The organism is Chitinophaga pinensis DSM 2588 (assembly GCF_000024005.1).
Taxonomy (GTDB): Bacteria; Bacteroidota; Bacteroidia; order Chitinophagales; family Chitinophagaceae; genus Chitinophaga; species Chitinophaga pinensis.
In genome coordinates this window covers 4,164,561-4,188,961 of sequence record NC_013132.1, presented here as the reverse complement: position 1 = coordinate 4,188,961, position 24,401 = coordinate 4,164,561, and the positions used below count along the sequence as shown (strand labels likewise).

The window sequence follows — 24,401 nt, the reverse complement described above, 5'->3', positions numbered from 1 at the left end:
GAGGATGATAATTTTTTTAGAAAGATTCGTCTATGCTGGCAGTAAATGCCTGTTGATATTGCTGCATAAGGTTACCACTGCCTGCGGCCAGCAGCATACGCGTTTCGCCCAGTGTGCGTACGCTTTCGGTAAGGAGTATGTGTATCAGGCGTATGCAATCAGCCTGAATGGTGTTAATTGTGTCGGGTTTGAAGAGGTCTGTATTATATTCCAGGTCGATGGAAATGCCGTCGTCTGTTTCCATGACATTGACTGTCAGATCGTACTTGCTGAAGGCCAGTTGCTGATCCGCCATATGGATACTAAGACCTTCCAATGCTGCAGCATCCTGCTGGTGTACCATGTGTGCATCCTGTATCTGGACCATCACATCAAACAGCGGCGATCTGCTCAGGTCTGTGTGTCCTCCCAGTTCTTCCACCAGGCGCTCAAAAGGATAAGCGGCATGTGTATAAGCATGGGTGATACTCTGCCTGATCTCATGAACGAAATCCTGTAAACTGGACTGTGTATCCAGTTTAGAGCGAAGCGCGATGGTATTGACATAACAGCCTACCTGATCTTCCAGTTCCGGGTGATAGCGGCCTGAAACAGGGAAACCAACCACGAGTTCCTGCTGTCCTGAGAGACGGTAGAGCAACAGTTTAGTGACACTTACAAAGAACATAAAGAGACTGATCTCCTGCTGTTCCATAAAGGTCTTGATCTTTGCTGTCTGCGTTTTATCCAGTATAAAGCTGCGGGTGTTCCCATTGTAGCTTTTGAATGAGGGACGCGGGAAATCGTATGGCAACTGTAAAGCAGGCACGCCGTCCTGGAACTGGCTCAGCCAGTACTGGCGATGTGCAGCGAATGCCGGACGTTGCATCTGTTCCTGTTGCCATGCAGCATAGTCTTTGTATTGTACAGGTAAGGCAGGTAATACGAGGTTTCTGCCATTGCGGATGGCGTTGTAGAATACCGCCACTTCCCGCAGCATGATACCTGACGACCAGCCATCAGAAACAATATGATGTGTTGTAAATAATAAGAGATTACGTTCTGCCGACAATTGCAGCACCTTAATCCGCAGTAAAGGACCTGTTTCCAGGTTAAAGGCAACCTGAGCCTCTTCATCAGCGATTTTCATGGCAGCAGCTTCCGCATCCGGTGTCGTTGATAAGTCTATCCATTCAGGTGTGCTATAGTCGTCCGTTGCAGGTAATACCTGTTGTGCTGCCTCATCTCCGGCTTTTACAAAGACCGTACGTAAGATCTCATGTCTCTCTACAAGACGACTGAAAGCTTTTGTTAAAGCCGTCTTATCCAATTGACCTTCGAGTATGTACGCCACCGGGATGTTAAACGCAGATCCTGATGAACTTTCAAACTGATCTGAGATCCAGAGTTGTTTCTGAGAGAAGGAAAGCGGGTAGTGTTCCATTGCTGGTAATACCCGGATACTTTCGAACCCTTCCGGTTGTTTCTTTTCTATCAATGCAGCGAGTGCGCTGATTGTCGGTTTATTGAAGAACTCTGTCAGGAGTAATTCCACACCGTACTGCCTGTAAATACGGGATAGTATCTGTGTGGCCCTGATGGAGTTACCACCAGCTTCCAGGAAAGAAGTCTGTACGCCAAATGCTTCATGGCGCAGTACTTCTACCCATATACGGAACAATGCCTTTTCTACCGTTGTTTCCGGTGGACGCATACCGGTATTCATTCTTTGTTTCTGTACCTGGTATACAGGTATCTGCAGGAGTCTGGCGCCACTGTTATAGAGTAATGGCAGCTGCAAAGCATAGTGTGTGGCATCTTTTTCCATTGCCAGCACCGGTTCCCAATCTGCAACATCCGTCAATACTGTTTTATGTTCTTCTTCTACCGTAAAATAAGGCGGCAAAAGATGCATTGGATACTTCTCTGTCGTATCAGTATGCAACAGCAGGCGATGAATATGCGGACCGTTCTGTTGCAGGAATGCGGCTCTTTCTGCAACTGCTTCAGGCAGCGGCATGATCAGGCGTATTGCAGGACCATTTGCGGCAGTATGCAGAACAACGACATACTCTTTGTTCACATGATCTGTGATATGTCTTGTTTCCCTATACCCTACCAGCTGGAAGAATTGTAATGCCGGCTGGATATCGAAAGTGACCATACTGATTTCCATCTCTGCCGGTAGCAGCTGACCGGGCAGACTGTCATTGTCTTCTATAAACTCGACAAGGCCGATTTGTTTAATGTCGATGAACACGACCCGTTTATAGCCGAACAATACAGCCTGCTCCGGTTGCTTTACTATTTCAAACGCCAAACCTTTTCTTGTAAGCCTGTCGAACAGCGTATCAATGTCCTTCACACGGTAACACCAGTGATAAGGCTGATCGCCGTTACGGCTGATAATATTGTTTACCGGAGATAATTCATCGTGTGCAGCGATTAATTCAATACCACCGCCAGATGCTGTCCGGCACATATAAATTTCTACATTCTGTATAGGATCATATACCAGTTCTGATGCAGTGAATCCGCTATCTGTATAGAATCTCAGGGATGCTTCCAGATCGCTTACCGCTACACCAATATGGTCAAATACCAGTACTGTTGATTCTTCTGTCGTTGTCGCTACAGGTTCCGGCGGTGCCGCACTTGTCAGTACAGGCAATACAGCAACTATGTTCTCTGGCAATATCTCGTAAAAAGTGGATTTGCCTTCTGTCTGCACCGCGGTCCAGGATGTGGAAGCCAGGAACTGTGCAAAAGGCTTGTTTTTGCCTGTATCTGTGAAATGGCAAACAATCTTCTGCAATCCGGCTGCCTGTGCCTGTTCTTTCAGCACTGCCAGCATACTTTGCTCTACCTGACGCCCCAACACACGACAACTCAGCAGGAAGGTGTCTACAAGCAGGCTGTCTTCCTGGATAGTCGTGATCAATGCGCCTGTCAGACCGTAATCACCGAATTTATCTGTTACCCGGATTGTCTTACAATGACGGGCGCCACCCAGCATATATGCCTCGATCTCGTGTGCCGTCTTCTTCTGTCCATTCAGATTGAACTGATTGGTACGTTCCGTCAACTGTGCCACACGTGGAATATCGGCTTCCTGTACATCCTGCACGATGATCTGTAATTGTAACTGTGCAAGGAAATCACCAATAGTAGGCTGTGCTTCCAGGATGTTCCGACGTTCTTTTTCTGCCTGGTACATCTCAGTACGTTTTCTGTCTTCTTCAGTTACGGTGAACTTATCGAAGGCCCAGATATGCGACAACCAACGTGGTATAAAACTGGTTTCTTCCGGTAACTGCAATACGAGTACTTCAGGATGGGCAGCTGTGACAGCGGTACATTCTACCGGACTATCATCTATGAAACAGCAGGCGTTAATACCGATATTCAGTTCTGTTACGATTTCCTGTATGTTAGCCGCCTTATTATTCCAGTTAATACGCCAGGTGACGAAATCATCCTTCCGCAGCACCATATCCGTACGCTGTTCGAAAACCTCCCATACATCCGCCTCATTGTTCTTGCTGGACAATGCCAGCAGGAAACCTTCTTCTTTCTTCTGCTTCATGAAACGTTGCAGCGCGATATGTTCGGGTAACAACTGAATCCCGTTCACGCCATCCTCTCCTACCACCCCAGACCATAAAGTATTATCACAGTCCAGTACGATCAGTTTGAACGATGGTTGTTTGTAAGCCCTGATCTGTCTGGCCACCATGGTTGCCACGGCTGCATAGACTTCTTCCTGGAATGGGATATGACCCAGTTTATCACGTTGCGTATCATATAGCTCCGCTATTCCAAAGCGTTCTCCAATGCTGCTCAGGTCCAGTGTATGTACATGGTCCATCCCGGCAAGCGCCGCCGTCCAGCGATAATTAATCTGTTCCAGGAAAAGGAACATCTCAGTATCAGGACAAGCCGCTGCTACAGGCGGTATTACACCGACCATGTACAATGCCTGCCGTTGAGCCGACTGTAAAACAGAGATCAGTTGTTCCAGGCTTTGTGTTACCAACTGGCGTTGTTCAGCAGCTGTTCCCCTGGCGTCTCTGATCCAGTCTTCCCAGCGTACCAGCAACAGGTTGATATCCTTGTTACGGGCGCTCAGGCTGTCATCATTCAGGAGTTCCTGGAAGACCTGGTTGTAAGGTGCCAGTTTTACCTGTACAGGAATACTGAAGCGGTCTGTCCACCAGGTGATATAATCTGATAAAGGATCTGCTGTAAAGGTAGCAGCCACCACCAGCTGAAGGGACGTGGGCTGTGCCGCCGGCACTCCCTTCAAGGTGGCATTGTAGGTTTTTACTGCATCAATCCTCCTTTTTTGAATTGCATTTGTATAATCAGTCAGGTACACATTGACATTACCCAGGTAAGCGGGCAGTCTGTCATGTATCATACCGTTGATATGCGTGTAGTAAGCAGCTACATCGTTCCATCCTGGTTTCACGGCAGCAGGAGTAGCCGCTGCTCGCTGATGCTGATGATGAATCGCGTAGATATTATAAAGCGCTGTTCCAGCCAATTCTTCTTCCTGTTCTACATATACGCCGAAGCCATGTTCTTCCAGCAGACGGGTAATACGTTCAAGACGACCGTCCGTATCATGTACTTCCACAATCACCTGCCGGATACGTTTCCAGTCAGCCGCTTCAATACCCTGCAAAATGTCCCATTCGCTCTTTTCCACGTCAACTTTCAGCAGATCGATCCATTCAACACCCTGTTCTCTCATCACATTGGATACGGTAGACAGCCGGCATTCCCATTTCTCGGAACGGATCATATCTTCCAGTATCTCTTCCATGTGTTTTTCTGACATGGTGCTGCCTTCACTATCCAATTTGTTCTGCAGGTAGCGGCGTACCACTTCCTTGTCCTCTATGGCGTCGCCAAAACGGCCCGAGATGATGGTGTTGTTAGGATAGTATACGAATTCTGCCGTCGTCTCTTCGGTGGACAGCCCCATATTCATCGCCGTAATACCTAAATTGTACATAGCGGCATTAGCAGCCAGACAATTGTAGATCGGTGGTATCGGTTCGAAGGCGAATACACGGCAACCAGGGAAGTGATGTCCTGCATACATGCTGAACATACCAATGTTAGCGCCTACATCGAATATGACATCACCGGGATGAATGGTGATATCATTCCTCAGGTAAGCATGTTGCTCAAATACCTCGTGATAAGTAAAGTCTGTCTCTGTCTTGTTCTTGTAACAGATCGGTAACCCGTTAGGGAGTGTGTAGACCTGTTTATCTTCTCTATGCTCATCCAGGGCGATGTTGAGTAACCGGGCAATCGTATGTCCTTCTTCACCACCCGGTGTTATGAATACATCCAGTGTATTCTCCTCCGTCACCTGGGCATTCGCTGCTATGATACCAGGCAAAGTCTCCAGAGCGGCATTCACTTCAGCCGCATATACCAGGTGACCATTCATGATCGCCATTGGGATGTCCTTATCAGACACTTCATCTGCCGGGATATCTTTCACCGCCAGCTCTTTCACTGTAATCGCAGGTGCTGACAACATGTTATTTGTCAGTACTGTTAAGGCCTGTGATATGCTAACGATACGCGCTCTGTCGTAGATATTCGTATTGAAGCCGAGGTCCAGGCATAGCTCTCCCTCTTCCATCGTGAAGATGAAAACGAGATCAAATCTGGCAGTATTTGTGGAAAGATCCAGCGCAGCTGTCACTGTACCTTGCAGATCCAGTGAAGTGGATTCATTACTCTGCAATACCAGCATTACATCTGATAAAGCTGCATGGCTCGGATCGTATTGTTGTGTAGCGTCTTCAATGACCATATCATAAGGATACATCTGATAGCGGTATGCCGCTACGGTTGTATCCTTCACTTCCTGTAACAGGGCTTCAAAGCTCTGTTCGTCAGAAAAGCGTGTTCTTAAAGGCAGTGTATTGGCAAAGAAACCGATCTGGTCATTCAGGTCGGCATGTTCTCGTGCTGCTATCGGAGAAGTAATGACGATATCATCGATACCTGTATAGCGATATAACAACGTGTTTACCAGGGCCAGCAGACTCATAAAAAGGGTTGCATCCTGTTCTCTGCTGAACTGTTGTAAACGTGTTGTTACAGCTGTGCCGAAACGGCATTTAACTACATCTCCATCGAATGTCTGAAGGCGTGGACGTAATCTGTCTGCCGGCATATTCAACCATGGAGCAGGCTTGTCAAAACGTTTGCTCCAATAGTGTTTTGCCTCTTCCCCAAACTGTCCTTCCAACAGACGGCTATGCCAGCCGGTATAGTCTTTATATTGTACAGACAGGGTTGACAATTCAGGGGTCCGGCCTGCTATCAATGCATTATAGATAGCAGAGATCTCCTTACCGATCACACCCTGTGACCAACCATCTGAAATAATATGGTGAATACAGAAAACAAAGATGTAACGTTCTGCTTCCAGTTGTATCAGCGAAGCACGGAACAAAGGCCAGGTATGCAGGGCAAAGCCATTATGCATAGCTGCATGTAAAAGTTGTTCCGCTGTGGCTTCCTTATTGGCGTCCTCTCTCAGATCATGGTAAGCAATCTGCGCTTTTACCTTATCCGCAGCAAGTACCTGTTGTTTTGGCTCGCCAGCGGATTTGATGAAGATTGTACGCAGACTCTCGTGTCTTCCCAGCAGTATATTCAGCGCAGCATCCAGTATTGTTTTATCCAGCTGACCTTCTATATTGTAAGCGCCCGGGATATTATACGCACTGGTGTTGCTTTCCATCTGATCCAGTATCCACAGGCGCTTCTGTGCATGTGACACATTATAATGTACCTGTTCGGCTACCGGTGTCAATGCTTCATAGCTTACCTTATCCGCAGCTGCGATCACTTCAGATAATGCGGCGATGGTATTATGCAGGAATAAGGTCTTCAGTGATAGTTTCACGTTCAGTTCCTTATGGATACCCGCAAGCAGTCTGGATGCTCTTAACGAGTGCCCCCCTTTATCAAAGAAATTGTCATAGATGCCGATATCTTCTCTCTGCAATATTGTTTTCCAGATGGACAATAATGCAGTTTCAGTTGCATTACGCGGTGCTTCCAGTGCTGCTGTCAGTTCAAGCTGAGGAGCAGGCAGGCCATCCCTGTCTACCTTTCCGTTTGCATTTAAAGGCAGTACTTCCATATCGATGTAACAGCCGGGTTGCATGTAGGAAGGTAATCTGTCTCGCAGGAAGGATTGCAGGGCAGCTGTTGCTGTTGCTGCCGTCCATACCACATAGGCAGCCAGTTCCTTTTCACCGGCAGCTGTCGTAAATGGTATTACCACGGCATCTTTCACTGCTGTATGTTCCAGGATAGCATCCGCTATTTCACCTGGCTCAATACGGAAGCCTCTTATTTTTACCTGGTCATCGGTACGACCTGTAAATTCTACTTCTCCTTTATTGTTCCATCTGCCGATATCTCCGGTACTGTACATGCGTGTACCTGGTTTGAATGGATTATCGACAAAACGTTCCCTGTTGCGGTCATCCATATTCAGGTAACCAGTAGCCAGACCATCACCTGCCAGATATAGTTCGCCGTAGCTACCTACAGGTAACGGACGGAATTGTTTATCCAGGATGTATACCTGTGTACCGCTGACAGGATAACCTAATGGTATTGCGCCGGTCTGGGCTTCCCGGATCGGGTAACAGATAGAGAAAGTTGTATTCTCCGTCGGACCGTAACCATTAATGATATTGATATCCGGGTACAACGAAAGTACCGCGTTAATATGTGCAGGAGATAATTTATCACCTCCTACCAGTATATCTTTCAATCCTTCAAACAAGGAAGGGTCGTTATCTACCAGCTGATTAAACCAGGGCGCACTGAACCACATCATAGTGATATTATGCTGTTGAATGGTGTCTTTCAGTATATCTGCGTCCATCAGTTTATCGTGATCCAGCAGGTACAGGGTACCACCGTTCAGCAGCATGCCCCATATTTCAAAGGTGCTGGCATCAAATGATACAGAGCCCGTCTGCAGGAGTCTGTCTTCTTCGCTGAACGTAACATAGTTCGGCGCATACACCAGGCGAACGACACCGATGTGTGGTACCATCACACCTTTAGGCTTACCGGTAGAACCGGAAGTATAAATAATGTAAGCCAGTGCATTAGCATCATTGGCAGTATCAACATTCCCATTGTCTACACCATTGCTTAGTGCTGCCGCGGCCAAAGCAGCTGTCAGGACTACTCTCGGAAGACTATCTTCCAGCATATAACTGATACGGGATGCAGGGTAAGAAGGGTCTATCGGCACATATGCCGCACCTGCCTTTAAGATACCCAGTAAACAGACAATCAGCTGTTCTGAGCGTTCCATCATTACCCCTACCAGGTCGCCATTTACTACACCATGTTCACGGCGCAGATAATCGGCTATTTTATTTGCGGCACTGTTCAATGCCGCGTAGGTTAGCTGACGGTCTTCATATACCACGGCGATGCTCTCACCCATACGCAGGGCTTTTTCTTCAAACAAGCTGTGTATACTACGATCGGCAGGATAAACACTGCTACCGGTATGATTGAATGTATGTAATACGCGGTTGAGTTCTTCTGCAGACAGATAAGAGATATCTGCCAGGGCAATGCTGCTGTCAGCAACTATCTCATTGACAAATTCACTATAGTGTGATGCGAAACGCGCTATTCTTTCTGCACTGAACAACCGGGTATTATATTCTATCTCTATTGAGATGCCGGCTGCGTGTTCTTTAAAAATCAATGTCAGGTCAAACTTGCTGACTGCCGTATCCATATTCACTTCTTCCCATTGCAGTGCATTACTACGGAATTGCTGAGACACACCACGTGCATCACGGTCCTGTAACACAAGCATCACATCAAACAGCGGGCTGCGGCTCATATCGCGCTGTACATCCAGTTCTTCCACCAGGCGGTCAAAAGGATAGTCCTGGTGTTCAAAACCACCTAACACCACCTGTCTCACTGCCTGTAAAAGACGATCAAAGCTATCCCTGCCGTCGAACTGTGTACGCAATGCCAGTGTGTTTACATAGAAACCCAGCTGACGTGCCAGTAATTCGTGGTTACGACCTGCTACAGGGCTACCAATTACGATATCTGACTGACCAGTGTAACGATATAGTAATCCTTTTACACTCGCCAACAGGGTCATGTATAAACTTGCCTCATTACGGCGACCTGTTTCATATAAACCTGCCAGTTGCGTTTTGTTCAATTCCATCCGCAATGTCTGACCTGCATAGGTCTTCACAGCAGGACGGGAATTATCAACGGGTAAATCCAGCACAGGGATGCCATCGGCGAACTGGTTCCGCCAGTAAGCTCCTGCTGTTTCCAGCTGACCACCCTGTAACTGTGCCTGTTGCCATGCACTGTAATCTTTATACTGAACAGGCAGCGCCGGCAGTTCTATTGACTGACCATTACTTAGCTGATCATATATGCTCACCAGTTCTTCTACCATTACTTCCGCCGACCACTCATCAGAGATAATATGATGCATGTTCAGCACAAACACATATTCTGCTTCTTCTACTTTATATAAACCAGCCTGTAATAATGGAAAACCTGACAGCTTGAAGACTGCCTGATGAATACGAGTTACATATGCAGATAAAGCTTCGCCTTTATCTGTACGTGCTTTCAGATCTGCATAGTCTAATGCGATCTTCGCTTCCGCTAATACCTGTTGACGGGGATGACCATCTTCTGTAATAAATATGGTACGCAGTATCTCATGACGCGCAATCAATGCATTAAAAGCATCCTCTAATACACCGGCGTCCAGCGCTCCCTTCACCCGGTATTCTACCGGCATGGTGTAAGAGCGACCCTGTTCTTCCAGCTGATCCAGCAACCAGAGGCGGCGTTGTGCATGAGACAGTTCATAGCTGGACTGCTCTTCCACCGCTACCAGTGGCTTAGCCGTTACTGCGGATGTTGCCTGACTGCCCAGCAGTGCTGACAACTCCGTAATACGCGGGTAAGTAAACATGTCACGGAAGGACAGTTCTACACCCAATTCCTGACGGATACGCCACAAGGCGCGCATTCCTTTCAGGGAATGACCACCGAGGTCAAAGAAATTATCATGGATGCTGATCGGATGTTTCTGTAATACTTCTTCCCAGATACTCACCAGGGTTTCCTCTACTTTATTACGAGGACCTTCATAAGTACAATTGGCATTCAATACCGGTGCAGGTAACTGCTTACGGTCTACCTTACCATTGCTGGTGAGCGGCATCGCATCCAGGGTGATATAATACGCAGGATGCATGTATTGAGGCAGTTTCTCTCTTAACCAATTACGCAGTCCTTCTTCGTCTGCCCCCTCCTGCCATACGATATAACTTACCAGTTCTTTCTCTCTGTCAGATACACTATAAGCCAGTACTACCGCTTCACGTATGCCACTATAAGCACCCAATACATTTTCTACTTCACCTGGTTCAATACGATAACCACGGATCTTCACCTGGTTATCACCACGACCCAGGTACTCGATATTACCTGCGGATGTCCATCGTGCCAGGTCACCGGTACGATAGATACGTCCACCTGCCAGATAAGGATCAGTAATGAAACGTTCTGCCGTTAATTCAGGACGGTTCCAGTAGCCCAGACCCACACCAGCGCCACCAATGCACAGTTCACCCGTTACACCATAAGCACAAAGCTGCAGGTTTTTATCCAGCACATACATGCGGGTATTCTTGAGCGGACGACCAATACTTAATCCGTTATTGTCATCAGCTGTCACTATTTCGTATGTAGAGTCTACGGTTGCTTCTGTTACTCCATAAACATTAATCAGGTGTACGGTATTACCAAATATTTCATGGAACAGGGCACGGTCTTCCGCAGGCAGTGCCTCTCCTCCTACCAGTATGTATTTCAGTTGCAGTCCATCAGTACCTGTCACTTTCAGTACATCCATCAACACGCGCAGGTAACCTGGCGTGATATCGATCACCGCAACATGGTTCTTCTTCAGCTGCGCTACATAACGTTCTATCTGACGGCGATCTGCTTCGCTGATTATCACCAGCTGTGAACCAGACAGTAAAGGCGCAAACAATTGCTGTACGGAAGCATCAAAATTAATGGAGGCAGTCAGCATAGCTACCAATCCATCCGGATACTGTATATAGATCAGTTCGCGCAGCCAGTAGCTAAGGTTGATCACTGCATGATGTGCGATCATTGCTCCTTTCGGCTGACCGGTAGAACCAGATGTATAGATCATGTAAGCCAAAGAGGTACCATCACCTTCTGTAGGCACATTGCCCAGGTCATTACCGGTGCTCAATGCGACAGCTGCCAGACTATCCGTCAATACCACCCGTGGGGTGCTATCTTCCAGCATATAACTGATACGTGCTGCAGGATAAGCAGGATCTACCGGAACATAAGCGGCGCCTGCTTTCAGGATACCCAGCAGACAGATAATCAGTTTTTCTGAGCGTTCTACCATCAAACCAACCAGGTCGCCACTTTCTACACCATGTTCACGGCGCAGGTAATCAGCTACTTTGTTGGCAGCACTATTCAGTGCTGCGTAAGTCAGTGTACGGTCTTCATATACTACCGCTGTGCGACTGCCCATATGCAGCGCATTTTCTTCAAACAGACTATGGATCGTACGTTCAGAAGGATAAGCATCATTACCGGTATCATTGAATACATCCAGTAAACGATGCTGCTCTTCTATTGACAGGTAAGTTATTTCAGCAATGGCATTGGTACTATCGGCGACAATGCCGTTAACGAAGTTATCATAGTGCGCACAAAAACGTTCCATCCTGGCAGCACTGAACAACTGTGTGTTATATTCCACTTCCACCTGTATGCCTTCTTCATGCTCACGGAACAAAAGGGTCAGGTCAAATTTGCTGACACCTGCATCTGTCGATGTTTCTTCCCATTGCAGACCATTCTCCCATGTCTGCTGCGTCATGCCCTGATAGTCACGCCCCTGTAATACGACCATGGTATCAAACAGCGGACTACGACTTATATCGCGTTGTACGTCCAGTTCTTCTACCAGCAGGTCAAAAGGATAGTCCTGGTGCTCAAAACCACCCAGTACGACATCTCTTACGGATTGCAAGAGACCATCAAAACTATCGTTAGCATCAAACTGTGTACGTAATGCGAGGGTGTTTACATAAAAACCCAGCTGACGTGCCAGCAGTTCATGACTACGACCTGCTACCGGACTTCCTATTACGATATCAGACTGACCGGTATAGCGGTATAATAAACCTTTCACACTCGCCAGTAAGGTCATATATAAACTAGCTTCATTACGACGACCTACTTCATATAAACCCTCCAGCTGTTCTTTATTCAGTTCCATACGCAGCGTACGGCCCTCATAACGTTTTACAGCCGGACGAGGATGATCAGCAGGCAGATCGAGTACAGGAATGCTATCGGCGAACTGGTTCCGCCAGTAAGCAGCTGCTGTTTCCAGCTGACTGCCCTGTAATTGTGCCTGCTGCCATACACTGTAATCTTTATACTGAACAGGAAGGGCAGGCAGATCTATGGCCTCACCGCTATTCAGCTGATCGTATATGGTTACCAGTTCTTCTACCATTACTTCTATGGACCATTCATCAGAGATAATGTGGTGCATATTAAATGCAAACACATACTCCTCCTCTTCTACCTGAAATAAACCTGCTTGTAATAATGGGAAAGCAGACAGATTAAATACTGCCTGATGGATACGATTTACATATGTGGACAGGGCTTCGCCTTTATCTGCACGTCCTTTCAGATCGGCAGTTTCCAATACGATCTTCGCGTCGGCTAATATCTGTTGACGAGGATTTCCCTCTTCTGTAATAAATATGGTACGCAGTATCTCATGCCGTGCAATCAATACATTGAATGCCTTTTCCAGAAGCGCTGTATGTAGCGTTCCTTTCACGCGGTATTGTACCGGCATGGTATAAGAACGACCTTGTTCTTCCAGCTGATCCAGCAACCAGAGGCGGCGTTGTGCATGGGACAGTTCATAGCTGGCCTGTTTTGCTACTGCTACCAATGGATAAGCTGTACCCTGAGAGGCAGTCTGTCTGTTTAACAATGCTGACAATTCCGTAATACGCGGATAGCTGAACATATCACGGAAGGACAGTTCTACCCCCAGTTCTTTGCGAATACGCCATAACGCACGCATTCCTTTCAGGGAATGACCGCCGAGCTCAAAGAAATTATCATGGATACTGATCGGTTGTTTCTGTAATACTTCTTCCCAGATGCCAACCAGTGTAGCCTCAACTTTATTACGCGGACCTTCATATGCCCGATTAACGTTTAATGTTGGCGCCGGCAGTTGTTTACGGTCTACCTTACCATTGCTGGTCAGTGGCATCGCTTCCAGGGTAATATAATATGCGGGATGCATGTATTGTGGCAACTGCTCTCTCAGCCAGCTGCGCAGCCCTTCTTCGTCTGCCGCCTCCTGCCATACGATATAACTTACCAGTTCTTTCTCTCTGTCAGATACATTATAGGCCAGTACTACCGCCTCCTGTACACCACTATAAGCCAGCAGTACGCTTTCCACTTCACCTGGTTCAATACGGTAACCACGGATCTTCACCTGGTTATCACCACGACCTAAGAATTCAAGATTACCAGCTGCATTCCATCGGGCCAGATCACCGGTACGGTACATCCGTCCGCCGCTTACATATGGATCGGTTACAAAGCGTTCAGTGGTCAGTTCCGGGCGGTTCCAGTAACCCAGACCAACGCCCAGTCCGCCGATACACAATTCACCCGCCACACCGATACCACATAATTGCATTTCTTTATCCAGTACATACATCCTGGTATTTTCCAGCGGACGACCGACAGGTACATAACCTGTACTTCTCAGGTCAATACCCAGTCCTTCGTAAAAGCTGGAATCAATAGTTGTTTCAGTGGTACCATAGCTATTAATGATACGCAGCTCGCTATGGCTGAAACGATCATATATTTTACGGTAATCTTCTACTGACAGGGTATCAGAACCCAGGATGAAAATGCGCATAAAGTCGAGACGGGCGCCTTCTTCATACATATAATCCAACAGCGGGAGTAATAAACCGGGCGTAGATTCCATTACTGTAATACGATAGCTATGCATCAGTTCATACAGTGCAGGCAGATTATAACGATGTTCCGCAGGGCAGATCACCATCAGGCCACCTCTGAAGATGCTACGAAGCATATCGCCAAAGAATACGTCAAAGGAAATGCTGGCCACCTGTAGCAACCGCACTTCAAAAGTATTGAGATCATAAGCTGTTTCAAGGCTATCCCACAGACCTAACAGATGACGATGTGTGATCATCGCTCCTTTTGGTAAACCGGTAGAACCGGATGTATATACCAGGTATGCCAGATCATCTGTAGCAGGTTTAACAACTGGGTTCAGTTCGCTGTACTGATCGGCCATAGATTCAAATATGGCGAGGTTCAGTATGCGCATGTTATCCACTGTTACCGGCAATTCATCCAGTTCAGTCAGCAGTACTGTTACACCACTGTCGGCGATCATATGATTCACGCGTTCAGCAGCATATTCCGGATCCATGGGTATATAAGCAGCACCTGCTTTCAGGACGGCCAGTACGCTTACTACCATCCATTCATTGCGGCCGACCATGATACCTACCCGATCACCAGGCAGTACGCCAAACTCTTTCACCAGGCAATCAGCCAGGCGATTGGACAGTTCATTTAATGCGCTATAACTCAGACTAAAGTCTTCACAATGAACAGCCGGCAAATGACCATATTGCTGTGCTTTTGATTCGAAAAGTGTTACCAGGTCGGTAGCAGGCAGCTTTGCCTGTCCTTTACCTGCAAATGCAAGTACACGCGCCTGTTCTTCTGCAGGCAGGTAAGTTTGTTTATTGATGGCCGCAGCACTGTTAAAGGCCATATTCTGCAGCTGTTGCAGATAACGGCTCAGGAGTATGCGGATACTATCTTCTCTGAAAATATCTGTATTGAAATTGAGGTAAAGGGATAACTGTCCCTCGGCAGCTGTAAAGTCAAATGATAAATCAAACTGGCTGGCTTCCTTGTCAACAGGGAAAGGGCTGAGTATCAGCTGATCTAGTTCCAGGGGTTTTTTGACAGTCGTTTTGGTATCCAGGAAGTCTACCATTACGTTGAACAGTGGCGTACGACTTTCATCACGTACGATATCCAGTTCCTCTACCAGCAGGTCCAGGGGATAATCCTGATGTTCAAATGCATCCAGAAAAGTCTGCTGTACATTATCGATCAGGGCATCAAATGAATGATCTTCCGCAAAGGTGGTACGCAGTGGTAATGTATTCACATAGAAACCCACCTGTGATACCAGGTCAGGATGTAACCGGCCTGATACAGGGGCACCAATCACGATGTCGGTCTGACCACTGATGCGGGACAGGAACGCTTTTACAGAAGCCAGCAGTACTACATACAAACCACATCTGTGTGCAGTGGTCAGGTCGTTCAGCTGTTGCTGTAAAGCGCTGTCAATATTGATATGTACTGTCTGTCCGTTGTAAGTCTGCAGTGCAGGTCTGGTATTATCTTCCGGCAGTTGCAATACAGGAATATCTCCTTTAAAGCGGTTCAGCCAGTATTGCTTTGAAGCATTGATTTCCTCGCCGTCCAGTTTCGTTTGTTGCCATGCGGCGAAGTCTTTGTATTGTATCTGTAATGCAGGCAGATCAGGTTTCGTACCCGCTGCAAATGCATTGTAAGCGAGAGACAGCTCGTCAGAGATCAGATCCATTGACCAGGCATCTCCAATAATATGATGCAGGGCCAGTACGAAGAGCGCTACGCCGTCATTCAGCTGAATAATGGTGGCTTTCAGTAAGGAAGCTGATTGCAGGTCGAATGGATAAACGGCTGTTTCTTTTACATAGTCACGTACTTTTTCAATTGCTTCCGGGTCATTGCTGTAATCAAGGAAGTCTACCTGGAATGCCTTGCCGTCTCTGATCACTTGTGTCAGACTACCATCAATGAATGCAAAGTTGGTCCGCAGCGCTTCATGCCGGCTTACCAGCCAGCCTAAAGCCTGCGAAAACGCATTATAATTAAAAGGACCTTCTATCACGAAGGCCCAGCTGAGATTGTAAGCACCTTTATTTTCATCAAAATTGTCCAGCAGCCACAAACGTTTCTGACTGAAGGAGGCCGGATAATGAGGAGCAGTAGTCAATACGGGTATCGGTTCGTAGATACCGGTCTGCTGGTGACTTAAAGTAGCTATCAGTCTGGCCTGTTCCTGTACCGTAGGATTGCTGAATACATCCCGCAGGGTGAGCCGTAGTGCATATTTTTTTTCTATCCATAGTATGAGGCGGGTCGCCATCAGGGAGTTACCACCCTGTTCAAAGAAGTTAGCCGTAATGCTGCTTACCGGTGTATCCAGGATGTTTGTCCATCCTTCCAGTAAAGAGGCTTCCCATTCGTTACCCGGTAATACATCCGGCTGCGTGTTATCGCTGGTATCTACTGCTAATGCAGACAGTGCTTTACGGTCTACTTTTCCATTGCCTGTCAGCGGTAAAATATCTAATTGTGCCCAGGCAGCAGGAACCATATAGAACGGCAGGCGTTCTTTGGAAAAAGCCTTCAATGCAGAGAGGCTGATATTTCCCTGTACAGTATAGTAGCATACCAGCATGTCTTTGCCAACACCATTTTTACGCGCTACTACAACAGCCTCACCAACAGCAGGATGTTCTGCCAGCTGTGCTTCAATCTCTCCTGTTTCAATACGATAACCATTGATCTTCACCTGCTGGTCTTTACGACCCAGGAATTCCAGGGTGCCATCTTCTCTCCAACGGCCAAGATCTCCTGTACGATACATCTTACCAAAACGGCTGACGGTATCTTCAAAGAAGCTCTTAGCAGTCAGTTCCGACTGATTTACATATCTATCTGCTACACCCAGACCACCAATATAAATTTCGCCTACAGCGCCGGCAGGCACCATGCATTTATCTTCATCCAGCAAGTATACTTTTCTGTTACGGATAGCACGGCCAACAGGAATATTACCTGTACCCGGTACTACTTTATGGTAAGTGGCGCAAACAGTCGTTTCTGAAGGACCGTAGGTATTGTATATATTTACGCCTTCTTTCAGCAACTGGTCTATTTGTGTATATTTCAGCATTTCACCACCACTTATCAGAACTCTCAGTCCTGTCATTACACCCGCATATCTGTTCAGTTCTGCGATGACAGCAGGCGTCGTACTGAGAATAGTGGCTTTGCCTGTGTCTATGGCATACAGGATCGCTTCGATATCACGACCGCCATCTCTCAATATGTGTATAGCAGCACCCTGGCAAAGTGCAGGGAATATTTCCTCCAACAGTGTATCAAAGGACAACGCAGACTGCTGTATAACGATATCTGTATCTGTGATACCGAAATACACCACTACGGTCTGTGCGTAATCATATAAGGCCAGTCTGTTGACAGACACCCCTTTCGGACGGCCGGTGGTACCGGAAGTATAGATCACATATGCTTCATCTATATCACGTACGATCGTACCCGGATTATCTGTAGGATAATCAGTCAACTGAGCAGCTATCTCTTCCCATACCAGCTGTGTGGCCTGGCTGCTGCTGAAATCATGTTCACAGGCAGCATCTGACAGCAATAATGTCAGTCCGCTGTCTGCAATCATAAACTGCAGACGGTTGGTAGGATACTCTTGTTCCAGTGGCACATAGGAAGCGCCTGTTTTCAATATCGCCAGTATAGCGATCAGTGATTTATCAGAACGAGGTAAACAAATACCCACTCTGTCGCCATAACCTATACCATGTGCTGCTTTCAGAAAATAAGCCCATTGGTTTACCTGGGCGTTCAGTTCTTCGTAAGAGATATATTTACCTTCAAACAGTACCGCTGTTGCCTGTGGCGTTTGCGCTGTCATGCGCTCAAAGCGTCTGATGATATCATTTTCCACATAGATGTGAGAATAATACAGGTCGTTATGACGTTTCGCCAGCAATACTTTTTCTTCCGTTACCAGCATATTGACGCTGTTCAATCTTGCAGCAGGTGTGTCCAGTAATGCCGTTAACAGCATATTGAAATGACCTGGCCACCAGGCTGCCTGAGAGCGGGAGAATAAGGATGTTCTGAAATCAATATGGCAACGCAGTGTATCGGCTTCTTCGATGAATTCGAAAGACAATGCGGCCAGTGAAGTTTCAGCAGGCAGTTCTATCAGCTGTGCTTTTGCATTGCCGAAATTATCGTAGGTAGTCAATCCGAAGTTCTGGAATAGTACCAGTACATCCATCACCGGTGCTTCTGCTGCATTTTCCTGCTTCATATCAGCCGGATACAGCTGGTGTTCGAAGGCGTCGAATATTTTTCCTGCGGTATAAGACAGCAGCCAGCCAAGACTATTATCTGCAGTAAAACGGTTCCTGATTACCATCGTATTGATAAAGCAACCGGCTATACCTTCCAGTCCGGCTGCCAGTCGGCCGCTGCTATCTGTTCCAATCGCAATATCTGTGCGACCGGTAAATTTATACAACCAGGCACTGATCAGCGTAATCAACGCTGCAAATACGGATACCTGTTGTTCTTTACAATGCTGCTGAAGTCTTTCATAAGTAGCTGCATCTAGTTCAAAAGAAACACGGCTGGCAGCGAAGTCTTTTCCATGCTGCTCCATACCTTGTGGCAACTGGAATAAAGCGGTCTGTTCGAAACCGGCATACTCATGCAGCCAATATTGTTTATCCGCCAGATATTGTGCACCTGACAACCAGGATGCGTACCAGCTGGTGTATGCCCTGAAATCAGTGGTCTGCGGCAATTGTACCTGCTCACCAAGTAACATTCTGTAAATAGCTGCCAGTTCATTTTTGATCAGCAGTAATGTCCAGCCGTCGCTGATAATGTGGTGCATCACCACACATATCATGCTTTTACCTGGCGCTACTTTAAACAGACCTATGCGCCACAGGGGTGCACTTTCCAGGTCGAAAGGCATGCGGCTGAATGCCTTACATGCCTCCTGTGAAGCAGCCAGTGGGTTGCTGGCTGATGACAGATCATTGTATAGAAAACTAACGGAAGCGTCTCTGTTAAAATACTGTCGGGGACCGGCATCTGTGAGGCGGAAGAAGGAACGCAGCACGTCATGTCTGCGGGCCAGTTCTGCGGATGCAGCTTCCAGTACGGCGGGGCTGATATCGTCTTCTACCAGCAGTGTGTAAGAAATGTTCAGCGGGCTATTCTCCGGCTGTAACATTTCCATCATAAAGAAGCGTTGCTGGGTCAGGGTAACCGTGTGTGCCTCTTCTGCTGCGTATGGCAGCAGACAGGTATTTATTTCCTGCTGTGGAGCGGCTTCCAGGAATGCTTCCAGGGCAGCTACAGTAGGATGTTCGAAAAAGTCTTTAATCGTCAGTTTCCTGGACAGCTTTTCGCTGACAATCGCAATAAAGCGCATAATCAGCAGACTGTTCAGACTGGCATCCAGCATAGACTGCTGAGGGTTTGTCAGCTGCTGACCACTCACTTCCAGCCATGCTGCGGCAATCACTTCTGCCGTGGCTCCTACAGCTGCTGATGCAGGTGCGGATAGTGCTTTTAATTCTGCCAGCGTTTTATCCCAGTAACCGGAACGGAACTGTTCTATCAGACGGAAGTGCTGTACTTTACCACTGGTGGTTTTAGGTACTTTCTTGATAGGCACGAAACTTTCTACACCGAGTCCGGTTGCTTCCAGTATTCTTTTCTGTGCAGCAGCAGCCAGTTCTGCGAATGGTTCCAAGGCGCCTTTATGCAGGATAAACAGTACCAACGCATCATTCTTCTCGTCAGCCTGTTTGATGGCGCACGCCACCACTTTACCCAATTCCATACCGGGAATGGTCTGCACGACTCTTTCGATATCGTGCGGATAATAATTCTGACCATTTACGATCATCATATTCTTTGCACGACCAGTGATTACGAGTCTCCTGTTGCGTACAAAGCCAATATCGCCGGTACGCAGCCAGCCATCTTTTGTATACAGCTGACGGGTTACATCATCCTGCATATAATAGCCGGCGGTTACATTGAGCCCTTTGATCTGAATATTGCCAACGGTATCATCGCCCAGCCATTCATCTTTAGGACCGGCAATCCTGATATTACAGTGGTCTATGGGTAAACCTACTTCAACAAAACTTACGGCGCTTTTATCGTGTGGATCCAGCTCGCGCACCTGATTGCCGACACTGAGGTTTTCTCTGTCCAGGTAATAAACAGTCAGTTCATCACCAGGTATAGGTAATGTAACGGCCACAGAAGCTTCTGCGAGACCGTAACCCGGATAACATACTCTTTCCGGCAGACCATAAGGCGCCAGTGTATGCTGGAAGTTACGACAGATAGCAGCGTCTATTGGTTCAGCGCCATTGTAGATGATCCTGATGGATGAAAGGTCCATACCAATACTGGTAGCTTCCTCTCTGGAGAAAGCCGCCAGGAAATACTGGTAACCGAAGTTAGGAGAATACAGCTGTGATATCCCATGCTGAGAAGCTTTGGATAACCACAGCGAAGGTCTTCTGATGAAAAGCGGCGTAGGCAGCAGATACTGATCAATCCCTGCAAAAAGAGATGACAGGTGAAAGCAGATCATACCCATATCATGTGTGAGCGGCATCCAGCTCAGGCTTTTATCCTGGGCGGAGGTGCCGGAACGCATCACGATATCACGCGCATTATATAAGAGGTTCTCGTGCGTCAGTATTACACCTTTGGGATTACCTGTGGAACCGGAAGAATATTGAATATAGGCAATATCTTTTCTGCTGATAACGGGCAGTTCTGTTGCACATTGTTCCCGTATAGTAATAGCATCAAGCGGTACACAGGCGGCGACCATTTCTGCATAGGTAGCGGCGCCTGCCTGGTCATCTGCAAATTCAGACATCCTTTTCAGCTGATCAGCAGTTGTGATCAGGAAAGGGTGTCTGAGTGTGCGCCATACGGCGAATAGCTTGTGTTTATATTCTTCCTGTCCACCGAAAGAAAGGGGCACCGGAATGATTTTACCAATGAGGCAGGCCCAGAATATAAGCAGGAAGGATTTATTATCCTCTAACTGAATGATCAGTTCATCCCCTGCCTGTAAACCTGTTTTACGCAGGTTATACAGTACGAATGCTGCCTGCGCTTTCAGTTCTTTATATGACAGGAATTCCTCTTTATCCTGACCGGTGATAAAAGTAATACCTGTACTTTTTCCGGCACTACTATCGAACAATATTTCAACCAGGGAATTGATGCTGCTGAAAGACATATCCTTTAAGTATGATTAGGTTATTGTTTATTATAATTGTTGTTCTTCCTGAAACGGGATCAGTACGCTGGCCGGCATATCTGCCATAATGCTTCTTTGCAGCATATGCACACGTACGAGTATTTTATCTTTGCCTTTGTATTGTATCACTTCGCAGTTCAGACCGCAGAGCGGGCCTTCTTTAATCATCATCTGCTGACCAGGGGTAAAACGTTCGCTGGAAACTTCCAGGTTATTACCGGCTTTAGCGATCGTCCTTACAGCATCAACAGCCGCATCACTTACACGGGCTACTTCATTACCGAAACGTACATAACTGCAGGCGCTTTCCAGGTTTGATCCGTAGTAGAATTCATGCATATTGGTGAGGTGCACGAATACATAGGATGGAAAGAGCGGTACTTCAAGTACTTTGATCCTGTCAGTCCATCTTCTTGTTACTGTTGTATAGGGCAGGTATATCTGTATGTTTTTGTCCGCCATTTCCTTAGCTACTCTGGCTTCCTGCCGGGGTCTTGTATAAAGGAGATACCAACCAACGTTAAATTTGGACATACAATGCGGTTTAAAGAGGTCATTAAAGAAATTGATACAGATTGCTAATTCGGTTAACAGTAGAAGCCCCTGGGTTTGCGGTATTTTTATTGTTTCTACCAGCGGGGCACAGCTATCGCTACTAAAAGTCCCAATGCGAATTTTTAAAGGCAACAGCGGGTACAGCACATAGCTATCGCTACAAAGAGTCCCGATCTGTACGTTTAAAGGAAATAATGGGTGTGGGACATAGCTATCGCTACAAAAGGTCCCAATGTGAATGTTCTACGAAAAATGAAGGGTGTGGGGCATAGCTATCGCTACAAAGAGTCCCCGGTTGAATTTTCTGAAGAGAGATGGATGATCAGGAGTGGGTGCGATCATTTCATTTCTCTGATGATACAAACTTAGAATGATTTTCTTCTCTTCTCAAAGTTGTTACACGAACAAGCTCATTCTAAGTACAAACTACTCATTACTCATAATAAAAACGCTTTGCTCCAGTTCAGTTCATGCTCAGACACATAAGAGAGCAGCGTGAAAGCTACGCCTATAGCGCCTTCCAACACATCTCCTTCTTTGCCTGCATAAATATTCTGGGGCAGTTCTTCTTCCAGCAGGATAATCGTACGTTCGATCCAGTACTCATATCCTTTCCGGTATTGTTCTAATCCTCTTTCATTGTACAACGTTTTACAGAACTGTGCGAGACCTGCGGCGCCATGGCAAAATCCGGAGGAGATGACCATTGTCGCATTTTCATCCTGACGCATCATACTCTGCACACCTATAAGGTCTGCCAGCATGAGGAGGTTGTCGTCATTGAACAGTTTACCTGCACGGTACAGTAATAATACCTCGTTCAGATCACCGTAACACCATCCCATTCTGTTGGGAGCGGATATTTCACGGGCGTCTGATTTCATGATGAAAGGAAAAAACGAATATTCGTTCAGAGAGAAGTCTATGTCTATTTTATGCTTGAGTATAAAGTGTATGCCGCCAGTAATTACTTTTCTGATCAGCTCTTTGTGTACAGAATGCGCATACGCATTGAGTAATATCAGCAGTATGCCGCACTGACCATGTGATAGGCCGAAACTGATCACGTCTTCTCCGTCAATTTTGATCTGGCTGTTTTTAAACCAGTATCCACCGTCTTCTTCTACGGCGTTCAGGCAGATCTTTTCGATCAGACTATCCAGGTATACAGCTACCTGCGGACTGGTATGCATTCTTTCTGTGAAATAATGTACCACGCCCAGGGCGCCATGCAGAAAGTCGAAATTATCTGCGGCAATCAGGTCGAGGGCGGATCTGTACAGGAATTCATCCAGATTTTCCAGTTCGTCGTTTACTTCGAACTGCAGGAATCCCTGTAGGGACATTGCGTTCAGGGCATAACCAAAACCGGCGCCACCACTACTGAGTGAGGCGCCCATTAAAGCGGGAACGCCCGCATTGATATTTGCAAAGACTTCTCCGATCAGATCTTCCGTCTTGCATTTCAATGCGGGCGCTTCAGTAACTTTATAAAGGTGGGAATAATAATAGATCAGACCCAGTTTCCCTTTCAGGAAAGTATCGTTTGTAGTACGATAATTTTCCAGGAGGAGATTTAATTTGTTAAGATGTTTCTGGGCGATTTGTTGCATTGTTCCTTAATCTTTATCTGCAACAAATTTACCTTTCTACACTGCCAAAGGGTAATTTACTACACCAAAGGGCTGATTCAAGGTACGTACATTTCAGCCCATCAGCTTGTCTTTCATGATGTCGTAAAAACCTGCCTTGTAGGTGTCTCCCAGCAGGATTTCAGCCTTTACATCCTTCAATACGATCATACTGCCTTCAATGGCGATAATCTTGCTTAAAGACACGATAAATGACTTGTGCACCCGGTAAAAATGCTTTTTGGGCAATCTGCTTTCCAGGTCTTTCATATTGAGCAGGGCCATTGTTTTCTGCCCAGCGTGGTGAATCGCTACATAGTTTTTCATACCTTCTATGTAGTCGATATCCCGGAGGTTCACCTTGAGCATTTTGCCCTTAAATTCCGTTTTCAGAAAAATATAGTCATTTTCAATAGAAGACGCGTCTTCTACCGGGGTCGCCGCCACTGAAGAAGTGACCATGTTCAGTACCCGCTGTACAGCTTTCAGAAAACGAGGCATAGGAATAGGCTTCAGCAGGTAGTCTACTACCTCCAGGTCAAAGCCTTCCGCCGCGAATTCACTGTAAGCGGTGGTCAGAATCACTTTACTTTTTCCCTGTATGGTTTTGGCAAAATCCAGTCCTGACATTTCAGGCATCTGGATATCCAGGAACACCAGGTCTATTTTCTGCATGTTTACGATCTGCAGGGCTTCAATGGCGTTAGTAGTTGATTTTACCAGCTGCAAAAACGGTATCTGACTGATGTGGTGTGTTAATACGTCTATGGCGTGCTGTTCATCGTCTACTACTAAACAATTAATCATAA

At 46.7% G+C, this 24,401-nt stretch carries 4 protein-coding genes; all 4 read right to left on the bottom strand.

Annotation, left to right across the window (positions count from 1 at the left end):
• Positions 1–16: 16 nt before the first annotated feature.
• The 4 genes from CPIN_RS16855 to CPIN_RS16840 all read right to left on the bottom strand — a co-directional run bounded on the left by CPIN_RS16855 (position 17) and on the right by CPIN_RS16840 (position 24,399).
• The gene (locus CPIN_RS16855; RefSeq protein ID WP_012791042.1) at positions 17–21,385 is read right to left on the bottom strand and encodes a non-ribosomal peptide synthetase; all 21,369 of its coding nucleotides are present in this window, start codon (positions 21,383–21,385) and stop codon (positions 17–19) included.
• 30 nt (positions 21,386–21,415) lie between these two features.
• The gene (gene nusG, locus CPIN_RS16850) at positions 21,416–21,940 is read right to left on the bottom strand and encodes a transcription termination/antitermination protein NusG (RefSeq protein ID WP_012791041.1); all 525 of its coding nucleotides are present in this window, start codon (positions 21,938–21,940) and stop codon (positions 21,416–21,418) included.
• Positions 21,941–22,398: 458 nt separating this feature from the next.
• Positions 22,399–23,574 carry a lanthionine synthetase C family protein gene (locus CPIN_RS16845; RefSeq protein WP_012791040.1) on the bottom strand — a complete coding sequence of 392 codons (1,176 nt, stop codon included), beginning with the start codon at positions 23,572–23,574 and terminating at the stop codon, positions 22,399–22,401.
• A gap of 93 nt (positions 23,575–23,667) precedes the next feature.
• A complete protein-coding gene (locus tag CPIN_RS16840; protein WP_012791039.1) occupies positions 23,668–24,399 on the bottom strand; it encodes a LytR/AlgR family response regulator transcription factor in 732 nt (243 codons plus the stop codon).
• Positions 24,400–24,401: the final 2 nt, after the last annotated feature.

Coding starts and splice junctions, on each gene's coding strand:
- nusG (WP_012791041.1), bottom strand. CDS start 21,940: ATGTCCAAATTTAACGTTGGTTGGTATCTCCTTTATACAAGACCCCGG.
- CPIN_RS16840 (WP_012791039.1), bottom strand. CDS start 24,399: ATGATTAATTGTTTAGTAGTAGACGATGAACAGCACGCCATAGACGTA.
- CPIN_RS16845 (WP_012791040.1), bottom strand. CDS start 23,574: ATGCAACAAATCGCCCAGAAACATCTTAACAAATTAAATCTCCTCCTG.
- CPIN_RS16855 (WP_012791042.1), bottom strand. CDS start 21,385: ATGTCTTTCAGCAGCATCAATTCCCTGGTTGAAATATTGTTCGATAGT.